The sequence below is a fragment of the Stenotrophomonas sp. I18B00994 genome, from assembly GCF_014145825.1.
GTDB classification, from domain to species: Bacteria; Pseudomonadota; Gammaproteobacteria; order Xanthomonadales; family Xanthomonadaceae; genus Stenotrophomonas; species Stenotrophomonas maltophilia.
Map to the genome: position 1 here is coordinate 206980 of NZ_JACIUW010000001.1, position 18619 is coordinate 225598.

Below are 18619 nucleotides of genomic sequence, written 5' to 3' on the forward strand. Positions count from 1 at the left end.
TCAGGCTTCGGCGGCCGCATCCGCCTCGCAGGGCATGCAGCGTTCCTTCTTGGACTTGATGTCTGCAGCGGTCTTCGCCAGCGCCTCGTAACGCTGGCGAATCTCTTCAAGGTGCGCCGGTTCCATCGACTCCAGGTTCAACAGCTCCTGGTTGGCGTCCTTGCTGACCCGGATCAGTTCATCCAGCTTGATGTGCAGCGCGGCCGTATCGGCATTCTGCGTATGCTGGATCAGGAACACCATCAGGAAGGTCACGATGGTCGTTCCCGTATTCACCACCAGTTGCCACGTATCATTGAAGTGGAAGGCCGGCCCGCTGGCGGCCCAGGTGATGATGACCCCCAGCGCCGCGACGAATGCGCCCAGGCTGCCGGACAATCGTGCCGTCGCGGCCGCGACCCGGGCGAAGCCGCGCCGGATCACTCGTCACCTCCCGCGGCCTCCTCATCCGTTCGACGATCTGGCAGCCTGACCCGCTCACCCAGGCGCTTGGCCTGCTCTTCCGGCGTTGGCGCGGCGACGAAGGGGGAGATCGGATCACTGGCAGGGAAGGTTTCCTGCAGCGCTTCGTCATGATTGCGGTGGTTGTGCAGCTTTGCCTGCAGCGGGCTGACAGGATCGGGGCGCTGCGCTTCCGCGTCCGGGTGGGGGAGGTCTTTCTGATCGCGTTGCATGGTGAATCTCCAGGTTGATCACCACCCCTCAGGTGGCGGGCCCAGCATAGGAGTGCGCTGTGAGCGGCCCCATCAAGGGCGGGGCAACGTGGCGTCAAACCTTCAGGCAACACGCGTTAACAATCAGCAGGATGGGGGAGCCCGGCGTCGGCCACGGCGGCGCCAGGCCATCACCTGGCCGACCACCGCCGTCAACAGCAGCATCGCATTGGTCACCACGAAGACCGTGCTGCCCAGCATCGCGCTGTAGACAGTAAACAGCGCAGACGCGGTCATCTGGCCCGCGAACAGCCATTTGGATACGGCTTCCGGGTGGGACGACTGCCACTGCTTCACCATCTGCCGGATCAGGGTTGCCATCAGCACCGCCGTGGCGGCCCAGCCAAGTACGTCGGGGTGCATGAGGGCCTCCGATGTGTGGGCACCCCACGCTAGCCCCTGGCTGGGCAACGCCGTACGAAGGGAAGGTGAAGACGGCATCCCACCTCCGGCGCCCTCGCGCCATTCACTCCGCAGCAGCGACAATGCCCCCTCGGGCGCACCATGCGCGAGCCGCCCACCGATTGCAGGAATGCTGAGATGTCCAACACCCCCTTTGGCGAGTCGTCATGTGCTGCCGCAGCCAGCGGCTGCATCGAAGTCCGTGGTGCGCGCGAGCACAACCTGAAGAATGTCGATGTCTCCATTCCACGCAATGCACTGGTGGTGTTCTCCGGCGTGTCGGGATCCGGCAAGTCCTCGTTGGCCTTCGGCACGGTTTTCGCCGAGGCGCAGCGGCGCTACTTCGAATCCGTCGCACCCTATGCGCGCCGCCTGATCGACCAGGCGGGCGTGCCCGATGTGGATGCCATCGACGGGCTGCCCCCGGCGGTGGCCCTGCAGCAGCAGCGCGGTGCCAGCAACGCGCGCTCATCGGTGGGCAGCGTGACCACGCTGTCCAGCCTGGTGCGCATGATGTACTCGCGCGCAGGCGCCTACCCGGCCCACCAGCCCATGCTGTACGCCGAAGACTTCTCGCCCAACACCCCACAGGGCGCCTGCAGCACCTGCCATGGCCTGGGGTATGTCTACGAAGTGACTGAAGCACTGATGTTTCCGGACCCGTCGCTGAGCATCCGCGAGCGCGCCATCGCGTCCTGGCCACCGGCATGGCATGGCCAGAACCTGCGCGACATCCTGGTCACGCTGGGCTACGACATCGATGTGCCGTGGAAGAAACTGCCGAAGAAGGACCGTGAGTGGATCCTGTTCACCGAGGAGACGCCCACCGTGCCGGTCTATGCCGGCTTCACGCCGGCCGAGACCCGTACCGCACTCAAGCGCAAGCAGGAGCCCAGCTACATGGGCACGTACACCGGCGCACGCCGCTACGTGCTGCACACCTTTGCCAACACCCAGAGCGCCCTGATGCGCAAGCGTGTGTCGCGCTACATGGAAGGCAAGCTGTGCCCGGCCTGCCACGGTAAGCGCCTGAAACCGGAGGCGCTTTCGGTCACCTTTGCCGGTGTGGATATCGGCGAGTTCATGCGGCTGCCGTTGGACCAGCTGGCGGCGTTGCTCGAGCCCATCGCGCGGGGCGACTTCAGTGCACACAGCCACGGCGCGCGTTCCAGCAGGCGTGCAACGCCCCGCGATCGCGCCAAGCGGGCAGCAAGTGGCCGCGCGACCCACGAAGGCGCACCCGACGTGCGCCTGACCTCAGCCTTGTCTGAGGAAAAGCGCCTGGCGGCACAACGTCTGGCGGGCGGGGTCATGGCGCGTGTACGGCAACTGCGCGAGCTCGGCCTGGGCTATCTATCACTTGATCGCGCCACGCCCACGCTGTCGGCCGGCGAACTGCAGCGCCTGCGGCTGGCCACGCAGCTCAGCTCGTTGCTGTTCGGCGTGCTGTACGTGCTCGACGAACCCTCGGCCGGCCTGCATCCGGCCGACAGCCAGGCGCTGTACGACGCACTGGAACGGCTGCGCGACGGCGGTAACTCGGTGTTCGTTGTTGAACATGATCTGGAGCTGATGCGCCGCGCGCAGTGGCTGGTCGATGTGGGCCCGCAGGCAGGGGAGCATGGCGGACGCGTTCTCTACAGTGGCGAGCCCGATGGCTTGCGCGACGTTCAGGATTCGCGCACGGCGCAGTACCTGTTCGACCAGGTGCCTGCGCCCGCCAGCCGGCAGCGCAGTGTCATCAGCTGGCTGGAGCTGAAGGGTATCCATCGCCATAACCTGCAGGGCGTGGACGCGCAGGTGCCGCTGGGGCTTCTGACCGCAGTGACCGGTATTTCCGGATCGGGCAAGTCCAGCCTGATGGCACAAGCGCTGCCCGAGCTGATACTGCTGCACCTGGGGCATGAGCCGGTGGACGACAGCGCCGACAGCACGCCCGCGGATGGGCCGACCGTGATCGAAGCCACGCGGGGCCAGCTGGCCGGCGACGTGGACGCCATCCAGCGCGTGGTGCAGGTAGACCAGAAGCCCATCGGCCGCACGCCACGATCCAATCTGGCCACCTACACCGGCCTGTTCGATCACGTGCGCAAGCTCTTCGCCGCGACACCCGACGCGCGCCGCCGCCGATTCGACGCGGGCCGCTTTTCGTTCAACGTGGCCAAGGGCCGATGCGAAACCTGCGAAGGCGAGGGCTTCGTCAGCGTCGAACGTCTGTTCATGCCGAGCGTCTATGCGCCGTGCCCCACCTGCCATGGCGCCCGCTACAACGAGGCCACCCTGAAGGTGCTGTGGAATGGTCGCACCATCGCCGAGGTCCTGCAGATGACGGTGGACCAGGCGCAGGCGTTCTTCGCCGAAGAAGACGCCATTGCCCGCCCGCTGCAGTTGCTGCAGGAAATCGGTCTGGGCTACCTGCGGCTGGGCCAGCCGGCCACCGAGCTTTCAGGCGGTGAGGCACAGCGCATCAAGCTGGCGACCGAGCTGCAGCGCAGCCAGCGCGGACGCACGCTGTATGTGCTGGATGAGCCCACCACCGGCCTTCATGCATCGGACGCGGACAGGTTGCTGGCGCAGCTGCAACGGCTGGTGGAGGCTGGCAACACCGTGGTGATGATCGAGCACGATATGCGTTCTGTCGCACAGGCGGACTGGGTGATTGATGTCGGGCCAGGTGCAGGCGGCGCGGGTGGCACCATCGTGGCGAAGGGCACGCCGCAACAGGTGGCCCGCGCCAAGGGAAGCAGGACTGCGCCGTTCCTTGCGCGCGAGCTGGGGCAGGCCAGCTGACGCCATCTCATCTGGGGCTGGACGCATTCTGTTGTACTGTGGGAGTACTCGCAGCGCCCATCAGCGAGAGGATGGTCAGGTGAACGCTTCCATGCTCCCAAGAATCGTCGGCTTCGATGTCCCGTTGTTGCATGAGCGTGTAGACGCATCCACCGACGAAGCCATCACCGCGCTGCTGGATCTGGCGCCGGGCGCTCGCTGGACAGAGATGTTCCTCATCAAGTGCAGGGCACTGGCGTCCCAGCTCCAGCTGGCGGATGTTCGCATTGAAGGCGCCAGGATCTACTTCTACGGATCCATCAGCGATTCTCGTGGACTTGCCGACGCGGTGATGTCCATTGTCCACGTACTGAATGATGAGTTGATGCGCGAGCGGAATCACGCAGCCAGCCGCGCCTAGGCGCAGCCAAGCAGGGACCAGCACCGATCGGCAATCTCCGCTGCGCCAGGATGGCCGCGCAGGCTCGATCGCTTCGCAAGCCTGCCCTGCAGATCGTCGATCCATGCCGACCGGGTGCCATGCGGATCTCTCACATAGATATCGCAGGCAAGCCGGATAACGGGCGCCACTTCATATCGGAAGCTCATCGCGGGCAGGGCGCCCAGGTTGAACGCGATTTTCCAGTGGGCCAGCTCGCGCTCGACGTCGACAACGTGCTTGCTTCTTCCATGGATCATGGCGTTACCCCTTTTCGAAACTCCACTGTACACGCTTGTTGCTGCGGGCCTGTTCATGACCCTTGTTCATATGGGACGCGTCCCCGTACGTTCCCGTAACGGCGACACGCCCACAGTCAATCGGCAGCAGACTTGCTGCGGCGGAGAATCGAAATGAACAGCGTCCCCGAACAGAACAGGAATGACCGCTCCAACGCGTCCGCTGAAGCAGAACAGCCTGCACAGCAGGGGCAGGGCGAGGGGGGCGAACCCGGCGGAGAGGAGCCCGGCAAGCAAGGACAGCAACAGCAGCAGGACAACAAGGATCGCGAGAGCCCGAAGCCAGCGGATGAAAAGAAGGGCGGTCTCGGCGGCGATACCCGCCGCTGAGGAACAGGAGGAGCCGCGCGCCGCGCGGCTGCTTCCGCAGCAGACAGGGAGCGTGCATGTCCGCACAAAGCCAGGCGATCAGCCTGATGACCAAGATCATGTACCAGTGTCGCCCGGAGAAAACCACAACAATGGCGCAATGCCGTTGCTGCCACGCGCCCAGCCCTGGCGGGATGGAGTGCGCACGGTGCCTGACCGGCAGGCTCGGCGATACGATTCACAATCGTGGTGCAGCGTTCGGCTGGCTGGAATCGTTCCGCAGGGTCCAGCAGGACGAAGCACACGTATTCGAATGCGCAAAGCGCGCCGATGTGGCATCTCCCTAGGCGTCGCATCCGGACCTGACATCGCGCAGGCGTATGCTCGAGTCATTCAGGAGCAACGCGATGACTTTTCCGATCTGCATCTACGATAGAACGGGCACAGGGCTCCGGCTGCCTGCGGGATGGTGGATCGACCTTCAGTCCGATCTGCCTGCACTGGTGAAGGGTGCCGCGCGCATTGACCTTCCGCGATCTTCAAAAGACGAGCATCCACGATTGGATCCTGAGGTTCTCACGGATCTCTTCCGGCGCATTGGAGGCTCTCAGTGGCTAGGTTGAATCCAGCCCATTCCCTGGGAGTGCGCTGGCTGTTCTTTCGCCTTCGCAACGGGCAGTCCATCAGTCCGGCCAGGCTGATGTCTGTCTGGTCCGAGGCGGCGGAATCCAACGACTGCGCCGTGCGCCGTGAAATCATCGACGGCGCCGGCTATGTCTACGCCTTGTATGCGCCCAACAGCCTGCTTTCACCCAGGCGCGTGGAGCTGCGCATGAGAGCGCTGCTGGAGGAGGCCGGCTACGCCTTCACGATGGGCAGCCTGGCGGGGCGGCACCCGGGCGACGGCTGAGGCGCGGCGCTGAGGCGCCGGCCGAAGAGTCCATGACAGCCGCTCTCATTCGGGGACACCAGGCTCCAGTGGTTCGTGAGGCGCGGGATCGAAGAGCGCCAGCATCCGCTCACGCCGGCACTGTTCGAGCCAGTGGTGCCATATCTCCACCTCGTCCATCAGCCCCGTGGCACCGCACGCTGGGCACGTGAGCGTCGTACCCGATGGACTCGTCTTGATGCCCTCGTCCTGAGTCATTGATGAGCGCAAGCCGCAGCTCTTGCAGGTGGATCGCAACTGATCGAGGCGAACGATGGCGCCATTGCGCGCAAGAAGGGGCTGGATCGCATGGATCCGGAAGGCATTGGGAGGGTGCATGGCCGTGTCGTCTTGGGCTGGACACGGGAGCAAAGGATTCTGCGCCGGAGAAGAGCCGTGAGGGCGCAGTGTCCTCCGTTGGAGGTTAACCCTTCATCAAAGTGCGGAACACGCTCCATCGTTGGCCTGAAATCCTACGCCCGCAATCGTGCACTGACGCGGGCACCCGGCGCTTCTCCGGTGCCAGCCCTGCTTCTGGGAAGGAAGGGCTCTGCCATCACAACAGAGCCCCGGTCACTCACTTTTCCTGCAGGAACGCCAGCAGATCCTGGTTGACCTTGTCCTTGTGGGTGTCGGTCAGGCCGTGCGGCGCACCCGGGTAGACAATCAGCCTGGCGCCCTTGATGAGCCTTGCCGATTGGCGGCCTGAGATATCGATCGGCACGATCTGGTCGTCGTCGCCGTGGATGACCAGGGTGGGCACATCAAACTTCTTCAGGTCCGCGCGGAAATCGGTGGCGGAGAACGCAGCGATCGAATCGTAGGTGTTCTTGTGGCCGCCCTGCATGCCCTGCGCCCACCACGCATCGATCAGCCCCTGCGAGACCTTCGCGCCCGGACGGTTGAAGCCGTAGAACGGGCCCGACGGAATGTCCTTGTACAGCTGCGCGCGGTTATCCATCTGCGCCTTGCGGATGCCATCGAACACTTCAATCGGCAGGCCGTTCGGGTTGTCGGCGGTCTTCAGCATGAACGGCGGTACCGAGCTGATCAGCACGGCCTTCTTCACCCGCCCCGTGCCATGCCGGCCAATGTAGCGCGCCACTTCGCCGCCACCGGTGGAGAAGCCCACCAGGGTGACATCGTGCAGGTCCAGCGTATTGATCACCGTGGCCAGGTCATCGGCGTAATGATCCATGTCATTGCCGTCCCACGGCTGGCTGGAGCGACCGTGGCCACGACGGTCATGCGCGATGACACGGTAGCCATGATCGGCCAGGAAGATCATCTGGGATTCCCAGCTGTCCGAGTTCAACGGCCAGCCGTGGCTGAAGGTCACGACCGGGCCGTCCTTCGGGCCCCAGTCCTTGTAGTACAGCTGCACGCCATCGGCGGTGGTGATGTAGCTGGCGGTGCGCGCGATGCTGGTGACTGCCGCCGGCGTGGCCGGTTCGGCGGCCTGCGCGGACAGGCCGGCCTGGACCGAGAGAGCGAGGGCGGCAACGGCCAGGGCACGGGTGAAGGTGTTCATGCGGGGAACTCTCATGGGTGGGTGGTGAGACGTACTTTGCGCCCGCGATCAGGCGCCAGGGATATGACAAGTCCGAATTTCGTGATAGATCGTCCTGAGTGCACGGATCCACAGTGGGGTCGACTGGATGATCATCCGAAGCTGCCCGACCTGGGCCTGCGCGCTACCGAACGAGCCAGAGGTGCTTGCAATGGTGGCATTGCAGCCGGTTCCGCATTGCTTCCCGGAACGCAACATGACGTACCCCTTCACGGCGCTACCGCACCTGCGGCGTACTGCCTAGGCTGATCCCACACGGCACCTGCCGTGTTCCGGGCCCATTGCCCGCGCAGTGGCCCGTCTTCCCATGAACTCCGCAGCGCTGGCCTGCCAGGCAACCGTGCCCTGGCAATGTCACTGCCTGCGCCATGGGCAAGCGCCCGGATTCGTTCGCGCCAGCCTTGCATTGCTGCCCGCCAAATGGCTCTTCGTGGAGATCCCTCATGTTCAGTATGGAAAACACCGCCGCGCCCATTGCCCCCGCCCTCGATGAACTGGTGCCCTCGCGCTACGCCCTGAAAGTGGGCGACGTCGAAGTGCTGGTGATCAGCGATGGCGTCCTGCCGTTGCCCACCCAGATGCTCGGCCACAACGTACCGGCGGCCGCCCGTGCCGAATGGTTCGAAGAGATGTACCTGCCGCAGGATGCCTTCGACTGGGCATTGAACGTGATGGTGGTGCACAGCGGGGATCGCACCATTCTCATCGATGCCGGCCTGGGCATGGACCCGGACCTGCAGCTGCCGCGCGCCGGCCAGCTGATCCGTCGCCTTGGTGCTGCCGGTATCAACCTGGGCGAAATCACCGATGTGGTGATCACCCACATGCACATGGACCACGTCGGCGGGCTGCTGGTTGAAGGTGTGAAGGAACAGCTGCGCCCGGACCTGAAGATCCACGTGGCCGCAGCGGAGGTGGAGTTCTGGAAGTCGCCGGACTTCAGCCGCACCAACATGCCGCAGGGTTTCCCCGATGCGCTACGCGCCACGGCCAAGCACTTCTGGGCCGAGTACAGCAGCTATGTGCATACCTTCCAGGACGAACAGCAGATCGCGCCGGGCGTAACGGCCCGCCGTACCGGTGGGCATACCCCGGGCCACTGCGTAGTGCGCGTAGCGTCCGCGGGGCAGGCCCTGACCTTTGCCGGTGACGCGGTGTTTGCGGTCGGCTTCGACCAACCGAACTGGCACAACGGTTTTGAGCACGACCCGGAGGAATCCGCACGCGTACGCATCGCTCTGCTGAAGGAACTGGCCGGCACCGGCGAAATGCTGGTGGCCACGCATCTTCCGTTCCCGTCAGTGGGCCGGGTGTCGCTGGAGGGCGAGACGTTCCGCTGGGTGCCGGTGTTCTGGGACTTCTGATCGGATCCTGCGGATACAGCGCGAGCAGGGGTTTTCGACGGGGCGCATCGGCGCCCCGCTCGAATCCCGCAAGGACGAGGCCGACAACGGACGCCATCCACACCTGGCGTGAAACTACTGGATGGCGGTAGGGCGAGCCAACCGCTGCAGCTTGTGCGGGTTGCGCTGCACCAGGATCTGCGTGATCCGTTCGCCATCGGTCTCGAAGGCCATCGCCGCCTCCAGCACGCCATCGAAATAGCGCAGCAGTCCCAACCGTCCGTTGAGCATGGCCGGTACCATCCGCAATTGCGCGCTGCGCCGCAGGTGCGGGGCATACAGCAGCTGGGCAATGCGTGTGCCGCCGAGCAAAGGCCCGGGAAAGCTGGTGACGATACCGCCGCCGTCACCCACCAGCTCGGCCGATTCGGCCATCAACGCCTTCATCGTGCGGAAATCTCCACTGGATGCAGCCTCGGCGAAGCGGCGCAGCAGTTTCTGGTGCACGTCCTGCGGGACGTTGTAGCGCGGGCGCTCCTGCCTGAGCTGCTGGCGTGCGCGATGCACGATCTGCCGGCAAGCGGCTTCCGTCTTGTCCAGTGTGCGCGCGACCACCGCATAATCCTGATCGAACACATCGTGCAGCAGGAAAGCCGCACGCGCATCCGGGGCCAACCGTTCCAGCACACTGAGGAAGGCGACCGACAGATCGCTGGCGGTTTCCAGCACGTACTCGGGCGTGGCGGCGTCATCGGTCAGCAGCGGCTCGGGCAACCACATGCCCACATAGTGTTCGCGCGCATGCCGGGCCAGGCGCAGGCCATCAATGGCGCGACGGGTGGTGGCCGCCACCAGCCAGGCTTCCGGATTCTCGATCTGTGACTGGTCGGCGCCATGCCAGCGAAGCCAGACATCCTGCACCACGTCTTCGGCTTCGTGTGAAGACCCAAGCATGCGGTAGGCCACGCCGAACAGGCGTGGGCGGAGGCGTGAGAACAGCGCAGTGGAATCGTCCATGCCAGCGTAGACGGGACAGGTCCCCGGATTGTGACACCCGGGAACCTGTCGTTGGTGCCAGCGCCGGACGTGCGATCAGTGCGGCGGCAGCACCGCCGGTTTGCCGATGTCCTTGATCAGGAACACCACGAACTTCGCCGGCTCGGTAGCGCTGGCGTTGCGGCCTACGGTGCGCAGATCGGACGGGCCTTCATGGAAGGCCTCGCCCGGGCCAAGGGTGACCTCCTTGCCGCCGGCCACACCCATCACGATCCGTCCTTCCAGGACGTAGACGAAGCCATGGGCATCGTGGCGGTGGACAGGATCGGCGCCACCCGGCGGGTACTCCACGGTAAGGATCAGCGCTTCCTTGCCGGGCTGCTCCGGCAGGGCGCGGGTCATCACCTCGCGCACCAAGGGCTGGGGCGCAGGAGAGGGCGGGGTGGCGGCAGCGCCGCACAGTGGCAGCAGCGCAAACAGGACCAGAACAGAGCGACGCATGGCAGGTCTCCAAAGCGGTGGAGGAGGGCCGCTGCATGGGGCAGCGGCGGAAGGGTCAGGCCAGGCCGGCCTTGTCCAGGCCAAAGGCCGTATCCAGGGTGCCGGGCGTGGTACGGAAGGCGACATTGGCACGGTTCCAGGCGTTGATCGCCATCACCGCGTGGGTGAGGTCGACCATTTCCTGATCGGACAGCGGGCCGCGCACGCGCGCGTACAGCTCGTCGGGCACCCCCTGCGCCGGCAGCTGGGTCAGTACTTCGGTCCAGGCCAGGCAGGCGCGCTCGCGCGGGCTGAACAGCGTTGATTCACGCCATGCCGCCAGGTGATGCAGGCGCAGCGGGCGCTCACCACGCAGGGTGGCCTCCTTCACGTGCATGTCCAGGCAGAAGCCACAGCCGTTGAGCTGCGATGCACGGATGTTGACCAGATCGATGATGGCCCCTTCGATCGAGGCGGTGTGGGCGGCATGCGAGTACACGCCGAGCTTCTTGAACAGTTCGGGGGATTGCGCGGCGTAATCCAGGCGTGCGGTCATGGTGTGTTCCTGTAGCGTGTGAAGGGCACAGCGAGGCTAGGCCTGCATTCGCAACGCCGGTAGGCGGGGGCCGGGCCGCACGCTGTTGCATGAAAAACACCAATGTCCTGTCACAGCGGCCGATGCTCGGCCGTCTGCCGGGCATGGACACCTCATCGCACCTGCGCACCGCATCGCGCCCTGCCAGCGAACAGGTCTGGCAGGCCTTCCTCGCCGCATTGCGCGAACTGCCGCCCGACGCACGCGCGATCCTGCTGTTGCACGACGTGCTGGGCGCCGGATTCGAGGACATCGTGCCCCTGCTGGGGCTCGACCCTTCCACGTGCAGGCAACGGTTGGCGGCGGCGCGGAGCCACCTGCACGCACAACGTGCCCGCCTGGAGCCAGGCCACCCATGAATGCCGCAACGCCCCGCGCGGCCAGTGACGGCCACGATGCGCTCAATGCGTCCTTCTCCACCAGCTACGCCGGTGTGCTGGCCTTCATTGCAGTGGCGTCCGAGGGCAGTTTCGCGCGCGCGGCCGACCGCCTCGGCATCGGCCGCTCGGCCGTCAGCCGCAGCGTGCAGAAGCTGGAAAGCCAGCTGGGCGTGCGGTTGTTCCTGCGCACCACGCGCTCGACCACGCTCACCCGGGAAGGCGAGCTGTTCCTGGAGGGCTGCAACCCGGGCGTGACCTGCATCCTGCAGGCGCTGGAGGAAATGCGCGACCTGCGCGAGGGTCCGCCGCGCGGGCACCTGCGCATCAGTGCCAGCCACGGCTTCGGCCGGCGGGTGATCGCCCCCTTGCTGGCCGCATTCCGCGCCGAGTACCCGCAGGTCTCTGTAGAACTGCTGCTGGACGAGCAGGCCCCCGACCTGGCAGGTGACCGCATCGACGTGGCATTTCGCGACGGCCTGCTGGAAGACAGCCAGGTGATCGCCAAGCAGCTGGTGCCGATGCAGCTGGTCGTATGTGTTTCACCAGCGTACGTGCAGGCGTACGGTCTACCGGTATCGGTGGATGCGCTGTCCACACATGCCTGCATCGGGCGGCGCCTGCCGGGCGGACGCATGCAGCCCTGGGAATTCCGTGTCGACGGTGCCGAAGTGCACCTGCAGCCGCCGGCCGCACTGGTGTTCAATGATGCCGACCTGGTCCTGCAGGCCGTCATCGACGGGCTCGGAATCGCCCAGCTGCCCAGCTATCAGGTGCGTGAAGCGCTGTGGGCGGGCAGGGTGGTGACCTGCCTGGATCGGCATGCGCCGCTCGATCGCGGCCACTACCTGTGCTACCTCAGCCGCCGCCAGCTGCCCAAGCGCGTGCGGGCCTTCATCGACTTCAGCACGCAGCGGGTGCGCGCGCTCGAGCTGGATGTGATCTCGCACTGGGAAGCGCGCCAGCAGGCCACCCCTCTGAACCCAGGCGCACGGCCTGGCTGGGCCTGAGCGTATTGGTGCGTGCCGGGCAACAGTGCGCGGCCCGCCATGGACCTACTGCCTCGCGCCCGCGCTACCTACGATGCCTGCGCCCGGCCACATCCGGTAGCCCTTCTACATTCCAGGAGACATGCAATGAAGTTCCTCGTCATCGGTGGTACCGGCCGCATCGGCAGCAAGGTGGTGGAACGCCTGCGCGTAGCCGGGCATGAGATCGTGGTGGCAGCACCCTCGACCGGGGTGGATGTGCTGACCGGTGAAGGTCTGGATGCCGCCATGGACGGCGTCGACGTGGTGGTGGACCTGGCCAACTCGCCCTCGTTCGAAGATGCGGCAGTGCTTTCGTTCTTCGTGACCGCTGGCCACAACATACTTGCGGCCGCTATCCGTGCCGGCGTACATCACCACGTTGCGCTTTCCGTCGTAGGCACCGACATGCTGGCAGCCAGTGGCTATTTCCGCGGCAAGATCGCCCAGGAGCGCCTGATCCGCGACTCGGGCCTGCCGTACACCATCATCCATTCCACGCAGTTCTTCGAGTTCCTGCCGGGCATCATCCAGTCCGCCGGCGATGGGGAGACCCTGCGGCTGCCGGCCGCCGACGTGCAGCCGATTGCCGCCGAGGATGTTGCCGAAGCGGTGGCACGCATCGCGCAGCAGCCGCCGGCCAATGGCGTGCTGGAAATCGCCGGGCCGCAGCGTAGCGCGATGGCGGATCTGGCCAGGCAGTATCTGCAACTGACGGGTGATTCCCGGCAGGTCGTTGCGGATGCCCAGGCGCTGTACTTCGGCGCGCCGCTGCAGATCGACACGCTGGTGCCGGTCGGACACGCGTGGCTGGGGCAGGTCGATTTCGACGCCTGGCTGCAGCAGTCCGGCCTGTTGCAGCGGCAGCCTGCCTGAGCGGCGAATCGATCGCCTGCCGCAGCTGCGCTTGATGGAGCCGCGCAATGACCGAGCTGAAGCCTCCTTCGCCCGCCATGCTGGACCGTTACCAGGGCGACGACGTGAAGCCGCTGTATACCGGCCGCGTGCGGGTGAGCGGTGGCCAGGCCCAGCACGGGCGGGCGTCCGGCGTCGTGCGGTCGGACGACGGTGCACTGGCGGTGGACCTGCGCCTGCCGCCGGAACTCGGCGGGCCTGGCGGCGGCGCCAATCCCGAGCAGCTGCTGGCCGCAAGCTACGCTGGCTGCTTCCACGGTGCCATGGTGCTGGTGGCCGCGCGTGCCGGCCTGCTGCTGCACAACCCCAGCATCGAAGTGGCGGTCACCTTCGCCCGTGATCCGGCAGATGGGCTGTACCTGCTGTCGGCCGAGATCGTGGTACATCTTCCCGGCATGGATGAGAACCTGGCCTGCGAACTCGTTCGCAACACCGAACGCGTCTGCCCATACGCCAAGATGTTCCATCGCGGCGTCAGCCATGTGGTGCATGTTCGGGTCGGCCCGCAGGCTCCGCCTCTGTAGAATCGAGCCATGCTCGACTCCGGGAAGGTCCTGGCCCTGACGATTACACGGCTAGGCCGTATTCCGCCACAACCCCGCTCGGCTACGATGGTGGCGCCGGCAACCTGGCCGGTGGGGCAGGGGATGCAATGGACATGCAGGCAGGGGGCGGATTCGATCCGCCGGCAAAGACCGATTCGCAGGAACTGACATTCCACTGGCTCTACCAGCGGGTGCAGGGACTGGTTGAGCACAGCATCTACCCCAAGGCGGGCAGGGTGGAGACGTGGGCGTTTCGCATCGGCGTGGGTGCGGCGATCGTCGGCATTCTCATGGGTCAGCTTCCGGATCGATGGCTGCCTCTTGGCGTAGTGCTCCAGGTGGTTGTTGCCTGCCTGGCAATCGAAGTAGGAGGGTTCATTGTCGGTGGCGTACTGGCCGCCCGCAGGGGCATTCGCCAGTTCAGCCAGCCGCGGCTCTCGCACGCCCGGGAGATGGATGAAGACTTCGCTCACTGGCAAGCGGTGGTGACCGAGCTTCGCGGATTCCCGCGCGTCCAGCGCGAGCGGCGACTCAAGTTCGTCAGCACCTTGCGCACAAACATGATTGAGCGCATGGGCATGATGTATGGCGGCCTGCAGCGGCTGGGACCATTCCCGCTGTTGATTGCCCTCTACCTGCAGTTCCGCGGATGGAAATGGGGCGACTGGGCGGGCGCTTTCGATGTTGGCCCGCTGGGTGCACTACTGATCTTCACCATGGTGCTGCTGTACCTGCTGGGCTGGATGCTGATCGGCCTTCGCACCAGGCTTGATACCTACGTTGCCTTGTTGGAGGGCTCCATCCACGAACCCGAGCCCTCCCAGCGAACGCCTTTGTAGCGTCGGGCCATCATGTTCCTCATGCTGAGGGACAAACAGGACTGTGAGTCATCCAGTGAGGCATACGCATGGCTCAAGAGTGCCGCGCTGTGGCTGGATGCAGCCGATTTCTTCGGGCTTGCTGCATCATGTTCGCACATTTCGCCGACTTCACAGGTCTGTACCCCGCACAGGGGCATAGTAGCCCTTCGGTAGTGTGAGCGCGTCCATCCAGCCACGGGGTTTCCCCGAACGCCAGGAGGTCACTGTGCCAAGTTGTGATGAAGGAATGAAGTTGACGCGTCGCCAGGTGATCGCCGGCGGCGTCACGACCGTGGCGATGTCCGCCGCACCGGGGGCGTCATCGCTCGCCGCCGAACTGGCGGCGCCCCCGCCGCCCAGGCCGCCGGTCATCAGCACGGTGGCATTGACCGTCAACGGCAAGCGGCGGGAACTTGAACTGGACACCCGGACCACGCTGCTCGATGCCCTGCGCGAACATCTGAAGCTGACCGGAACGAAAAAAGGCTGCGACCACGGTCAATGCGGTGCCTGTACCGTGTTGGTCAACGGTGAGCGCATCAATGCCTGCCTCAGCCTGGCGGTGCAGCACCAGGGCGATGCCATCACCACCATCGAAGGCCTCGGAACTCCCGATGACCTGCATCCGATGCAGGCCGCTTTCATCAAGCATGATGGCTACCAGTGCGGGTATTGCACGCCGGGGCAGATCTGTTCGGCGGTGGCGGTCCTGGACGAGATCAAGCGGGGTGTGCCCAGCCATGTACAGGCGGACGTCAGCGCACGGCCCCGGGCCACCAACATGGAAATGCGCGAACGCATGAGCGGCAACCTCTGCCGCTGCGGCGCCTATTCCAACATTGCCGAGGCGATGGCAGAGGTCGCTGGCGTGACCTCTGCAGGGAGGCGCGCATGAGGGCCTTCAGTTACGAACGCGCGAAATCCCCGGCCGAGGCCGCCAGGGCCGTCGCCGGTACCGAGGGCGCGAAGTTCCTGGCCGGAGGGACCAACCTGCTCGACCTGATGAAGCTGGAGGTCGAGACGCCAGCGCACCTGGTCGATGTGCAGGACATCGGCCTGGACAGGATCGAACCCACCGACGAGGGCGGCCTGCGCATCGGCACGCTGGTCACCAATACCGCGCTGGCCTCGCATGAGCGCGTGCGCCGCGACTACGCGGTGCTCACCCGCGCGATCGTGGCAGGCGCCTCCGGGCAGCTGCGCAACAAGGCCACCACCGGCGGCAACCTGCTGCAGCGCACGCGCTGCCCGTATTTCTACGACCCCCATCTGCCCTGCAACAAGCGCCTGCCCGGATCAGGCTGCGGCGCACTCGAGGGGTTCTCCCGGCAGATGGGCGTAATCGGCACCTCGGACAGCTGCATCGCGACCTATCCGGGCGACATGGCGGTGGCCCTGCGGGTGCTGGACGCCTCGATCCAGACCGTCAGGGGTGACGGCAGTACGCGCAGCATCCCGGTTGCCGATTTCCATCGTTCTCCCGGCGACAGGCCGCAGCAGGACAACGTGCTGCAGCGCGGTGAGCTGATCACCCACGTCACGCTGCCGGAGCCCCTGGGCGGTCGGCACGTGTACCACAAGGTACGTGACCGCGCGTCGTATGCGTTCGCACTGGTGTCGGTCGCCGCGGTCGTGCAGCGAGACGGCTCGGCGCGGTTCGCCTTCGGCGGGGTCGCTCCGAAGCCGTGGCGCGTCGAGGCAGCCGAACCGCTGCTGCGCGATGGCGTGAAGGCCGCGGCCCGGCAGGTGTTCGCCGCTGCCCGTCCGACGCGGGAGAATGCGTTCAAGATCGCTCTCGCCGAGCGCACCCTCGCAGCCGTGATGGTGGAAGGAGAGCGCTGATGCCCCTTGAATTCAACGCCCCCGCCGGCGACAACCTGTTCGACAAGGCCAAGGTCGTCGGCAAGTCGACCCCGCGCATCGACGGACCACGCAAGACCACCGGCACCGCACCCTATGCTTACGAGCGCCATGACGTGGCGCCGAACCAGGCCTACGGCTACATCGTCGGTGCGGGCATCAGCAAGGGGCGCATCATTTCGATGGATGCGTCCCGCGCACGTGCCGCGCCTGGCGTACTGGCGGTCATCACCGCACCGGAAACCAAGCCGGTCGGCACATCGAACTGGAACAATGCACCGTTGTTCGGCGGAGCCGAGGTGGCCCACTACCATCAGGCCATCGCCTGCGTGGTGGCAGAGACCTTCGAGCAGGCCCGCGCCGCCGCGGCGCTGATCCGCACCCGCTACGAGCGCGGCAAGGGCCGCTTCGATTTCCCGGCCCTGGCACCGTCCGCGCCGCTGGCAAAGGGGCGCGGCGGCAAGCCCGACCGGCAGACGCTCGGCGATTTCGACACCGCTTACGCGAGCGCGGCGGTCAAGCTCGACGAGACTTACCACACCTCCGACGAAAGTCATTCGATGATGGAGCCGCACGCCACCATCGCCGCCTGGGAGGGTGACACGCTCACGTTGTGGACGGCGAACCAGATGATCGACTGGGCCAAGCAGGGCATGGCGGCGATCCTCGGCATCGATCCTGCCAAGGTGCGTGTGGACTCGCCCTATATCGGCGGCGGCTTCGGCGGCAAGCTGTTCATCCGTGCCGACGCGGTGCTGGCCGCGTTGGCGGCCAAGCAGGTCGGGCGACCGGTGAAGATCGCGCTGCAGCGCCCGTTGATGCCCAACAACACCACGCACCGGCACGCCACCCTCCAGCGCGTGCGGATCGGCTGCGGAAAGGATGGCCGGATCTCCGCCATCGCCCATGAGAACTGGTCGGGCAACATCAACGGCGAGGACGGCGAAAACGGCACCCTGCAGACGCCCAAGCTCTATGCGGGCGCCAACCGCCTGGTGGCCAACTACATCGCCACGCTCGACATGCCCGAAGGCAATGCGATGCGCGCACCGGGCGAAGCACCGGGCCACATGGCGCTGGAGGTGGCGATGGATGAAATGGCCGAGAAGCTGGGCCTCGACCCGATCGCGTTCCGCATCCTCAACGAGCCCGAGGTGGTACCCGGCGATCCGTCCAAGAAGTTCTCCGACCGCAACCTGGTGCGCTGCCTGCGCGAAGGCGCGGAGCGCTTCAACTGGAACAAGCGCAACCCCAGGCCGGCGCAGGTCAGGGAAGGGGACTGGCTGGTCGGCATGGGCGTGTCCGCGGGCTATCGCGGCGCACCGACGATGAAGTCGGCGGCGCGGGTCCGGCTTGACGGCCAGGGCGGGGTGATTGTCGAGACCGACATGACCGACATCGGCACCGGCTCCTACACGATCATCGCGCAGACGGCAGCCGAGACCATGGGCGTGCCGCTGGACCGGGTCCAGGTGACCCTCGGCGACTCCCGTCATCCCGCCTCCGCCGGTTCCGGCGGCCAGTGGGGCGCGGCAAGCTCCACCGCAGGCGTGTACGCGGCGTGCGTCAGCCTGCGCCGCAAGGTGGGCGAGAAACTGGGCTTCGACGGCGACACCGCAGACTTCGCCAATGGCCGCATCCAGGCGGGCGGGCGGACGATCAAGCTGGCGGAGGCGGGCACACTGTCGGCGGAGGACGGCATTGCCTTCGGCGACTTCAAGCAAGGCTACGACGTCGGCACCTATGCAGGGCATTTCTGCGAGGTTGCCGTGCATGCCTACACGGGAGAGACGCGCATCCGCCGCATGCTTGCCGTATGCGATGGCGGCCGGATCCTCAATCCGCTCTCCGCACGCAGCCAGGTCATCGGCGGAATGGTGATGGGTGCGGGCGCGACCCTCATGGAGGAGCTGGTGGTCGACAAACGGCTTGGCTTGTTCATCAACCACGACCTGGCCGGCTACGAGGTTCCCGTGCATGCCGACATCCCGTACCAGGAAGTGGTCTTCCTCGACACGCTGGATCCGGTGATCTCGCCGATGAAGGCCAAGGGTGTGGGTGAACTGGGCATCTGCGGGGTCGGCGCCGCGATCGCCAATGCGGTCTACAACGCAACCGGCGTGCGCGTGCGCAACTATCCCATTACCCTGGACAAGCTGCTGCCCGGCTTGCCCGACGTAGGCTGACGTTG

Annotated in this window: 22 protein-coding genes; 14 read left to right on the plus strand and 8 right to left on the minus strand. The window is 65.8% G+C overall.

From position 1 onward, the window contains the following. The 3 genes from H4O10_RS00985 to H4O10_RS00995 form a co-directional block, all read right to left on the minus strand. Positions 1–423 carry a low affinity iron permease family protein gene (locus tag H4O10_RS00985; protein ID WP_005409684.1) on the minus strand — a complete coding sequence of 141 codons (423 nt, stop codon included), beginning with the start codon at positions 421–423 and terminating at the stop codon, positions 1–3. Further along, the gene (locus H4O10_RS00990) at positions 420–674 is read right to left on the minus strand and encodes a hypothetical protein (RefSeq protein ID WP_005409683.1); all 255 of its coding nucleotides are present in this window, start codon (positions 672–674) and stop codon (positions 420–422) included. The genes H4O10_RS00985 and H4O10_RS00990 overlap by 4 nt, the downstream gene beginning before the upstream one ends. A 123-nt stretch (positions 675–797) precedes the next feature. Continuing rightward, on the minus strand, positions 798–1076 hold the full coding sequence (locus H4O10_RS00995) for a hypothetical protein (protein WP_012480279.1): 279 nt from the start codon (positions 1074–1076) through the stop codon (positions 798–800). Positions 1077–1253: 177 nt separating this feature from the next. Between H4O10_RS00995 and H4O10_RS01000 the strand changes: the two genes are divergently transcribed. Further along, complete coding sequence (locus tag H4O10_RS01000) at positions 1254–3905, plus strand: excinuclease ABC subunit UvrA (RefSeq protein WP_182680955.1); 2652 nt, start codon at positions 1254–1256, stop codon at positions 3903–3905. Positions 3906–3984: 79 nt separating this feature from the next. Further along, entirely contained in the window at positions 3985–4305 is a 321-nt protein-coding gene (locus H4O10_RS01005; protein WP_019336574.1) for a hypothetical protein, read from the plus strand. Here H4O10_RS01005 and H4O10_RS01010 read toward each other — a convergent pair. Further along, on the minus strand, positions 4302–4583 hold the full coding sequence (locus H4O10_RS01010; RefSeq protein ID WP_010485730.1) for a hypothetical protein: 282 nt from the start codon (positions 4581–4583) through the stop codon (positions 4302–4304). The two genes, H4O10_RS01005 and H4O10_RS01010, sit on opposite strands and share 4 nt — an antisense overlap. A 153-nt stretch (positions 4584–4736) precedes the next feature. Between H4O10_RS01010 and H4O10_RS01015 the strand changes: the two genes are divergently transcribed. From H4O10_RS01015 to H4O10_RS01025, 3 genes are all read left to right on the plus strand, one after another. Next, positions 4737–4952, plus strand: coding sequence for a hypothetical protein (locus H4O10_RS01015; protein ID WP_044570206.1), 216 nt, complete (start codon positions 4737–4739; stop codon positions 4950–4952). Between the two features lie 56 nt (positions 4953–5008). Beyond that, positions 5009–5278 (plus strand): hypothetical protein, encoded by a 270-nt coding sequence (locus H4O10_RS01020; protein ID WP_012480276.1) that lies wholly within the window; start codon positions 5009–5011, stop codon positions 5276–5278. A gap of 263 nt (positions 5279–5541) precedes the next feature. Beyond that, on the plus strand, positions 5542–5841 hold the full coding sequence (locus H4O10_RS01025; RefSeq protein WP_012480275.1) for a hypothetical protein: 300 nt from the start codon (positions 5542–5544) through the stop codon (positions 5839–5841). Positions 5842–6436: 595 nt separating this feature from the next. On the opposite strand, the gene H4O10_RS01030 is transcribed toward H4O10_RS01025, so the two are convergent. Beyond that, positions 6437–7390, minus strand: a complete 954-nt coding sequence (locus tag H4O10_RS01030) for an alpha/beta hydrolase (protein ID WP_012480274.1) — start codon at positions 7388–7390, stop codon at positions 6437–6439. Between the two features lie 482 nt (positions 7391–7872). Between H4O10_RS01030 and H4O10_RS01035 the strand changes: the two genes are divergently transcribed. Further along, the gene (locus H4O10_RS01035) at positions 7873–8793 is read left to right on the plus strand and encodes an MBL fold metallo-hydrolase (protein WP_012480273.1); all 921 of its coding nucleotides are present in this window, start codon (positions 7873–7875) and stop codon (positions 8791–8793) included. Between the two features lie 114 nt (positions 8794–8907). Here H4O10_RS01035 and H4O10_RS01040 read toward each other — a convergent pair whose 3' ends face one another. The 3 genes from H4O10_RS01040 to H4O10_RS01050 all read right to left on the minus strand — a co-directional run bounded on the left by H4O10_RS01040 (position 8908) and on the right by H4O10_RS01050 (position 10804). Continuing rightward, the gene (locus H4O10_RS01040) at positions 8908–9789 is read right to left on the minus strand and encodes an RNA polymerase sigma-70 factor (RefSeq protein ID WP_012480272.1); all 882 of its coding nucleotides are present in this window, start codon (positions 9787–9789) and stop codon (positions 8908–8910) included. 75 nt (positions 9790–9864) lie between these two features. After that, the gene (locus tag H4O10_RS01045) at positions 9865–10269 is read right to left on the minus strand and encodes a cupin domain-containing protein (protein WP_182680956.1); all 405 of its coding nucleotides are present in this window, start codon (positions 10267–10269) and stop codon (positions 9865–9867) included. A 55-nt stretch (positions 10270–10324) separates the two neighbouring features. Then, entirely contained in the window at positions 10325–10804 is a 480-nt protein-coding gene (locus H4O10_RS01050; RefSeq protein ID WP_012480270.1) for a carboxymuconolactone decarboxylase family protein, read from the minus strand. Between the two features lie 89 nt (positions 10805–10893). Between H4O10_RS01050 and H4O10_RS01055 the strand changes: the two genes are divergently transcribed. The 8 genes from H4O10_RS01055 to paoC all read left to right on the plus strand — a co-directional run bounded on the left by H4O10_RS01055 (position 10894) and on the right by paoC (position 18614). After that, complete coding sequence (locus H4O10_RS01055) at positions 10894–11202, plus strand: sigma factor-like helix-turn-helix DNA-binding protein (protein ID WP_012480269.1); 309 nt, start codon at positions 10894–10896, stop codon at positions 11200–11202. Beyond that, positions 11199–12230, plus strand: a complete 1032-nt coding sequence (locus H4O10_RS01060; protein WP_012480268.1) for a LysR family transcriptional regulator — start codon at positions 11199–11201, stop codon at positions 12228–12230. Before H4O10_RS01055 ends, H4O10_RS01060 begins: the two co-directional genes overlap by 4 nt. 126 nt (positions 12231–12356) lie before the next feature. Next, on the plus strand, positions 12357–13124 hold the full coding sequence (locus H4O10_RS01065) for an SDR family oxidoreductase (RefSeq protein ID WP_012480267.1): 768 nt from the start codon (positions 12357–12359) through the stop codon (positions 13122–13124). Between the two features lie 47 nt (positions 13125–13171). After that, positions 13172–13687: an Ohr family peroxiredoxin gene (locus tag H4O10_RS01070; protein WP_012480266.1), complete on the plus strand. Its 516-nt coding sequence runs from the start codon at positions 13172–13174 to the stop codon at positions 13685–13687. A gap of 128 nt (positions 13688–13815) precedes the next feature. Next, positions 13816–14547, plus strand: a complete 732-nt coding sequence (locus tag H4O10_RS01075) for a hypothetical protein (RefSeq protein ID WP_012480265.1) — start codon at positions 13816–13818, stop codon at positions 14545–14547. Positions 14548–14815: 268 nt separating this feature from the next. After that, positions 14816–15463 carry an aldehyde dehydrogenase iron-sulfur subunit PaoA gene (gene paoA, locus H4O10_RS01080; RefSeq protein ID WP_044570199.1) on the plus strand — a complete coding sequence of 216 codons (648 nt, stop codon included), beginning with the start codon at positions 14816–14818 and terminating at the stop codon, positions 15461–15463. Next, complete coding sequence (locus H4O10_RS01085; protein WP_012480263.1) at positions 15460–16410, plus strand: xanthine dehydrogenase family protein subunit M; 951 nt, start codon at positions 15460–15462, stop codon at positions 16408–16410. Before paoA ends, H4O10_RS01085 begins: the two co-directional genes overlap by 4 nt. Next, positions 16410–18614, plus strand: a complete 2205-nt coding sequence (gene paoC / locus H4O10_RS01090; RefSeq protein ID WP_012480262.1) for an aldehyde oxidoreductase molybdenum-binding subunit PaoC — start codon at positions 16410–16412, stop codon at positions 18612–18614. The genes H4O10_RS01085 and paoC overlap by 1 nt, the downstream gene beginning before the upstream one ends. The last annotated feature ends 5 nt before the right edge of the window (positions 18615–18619 follow it).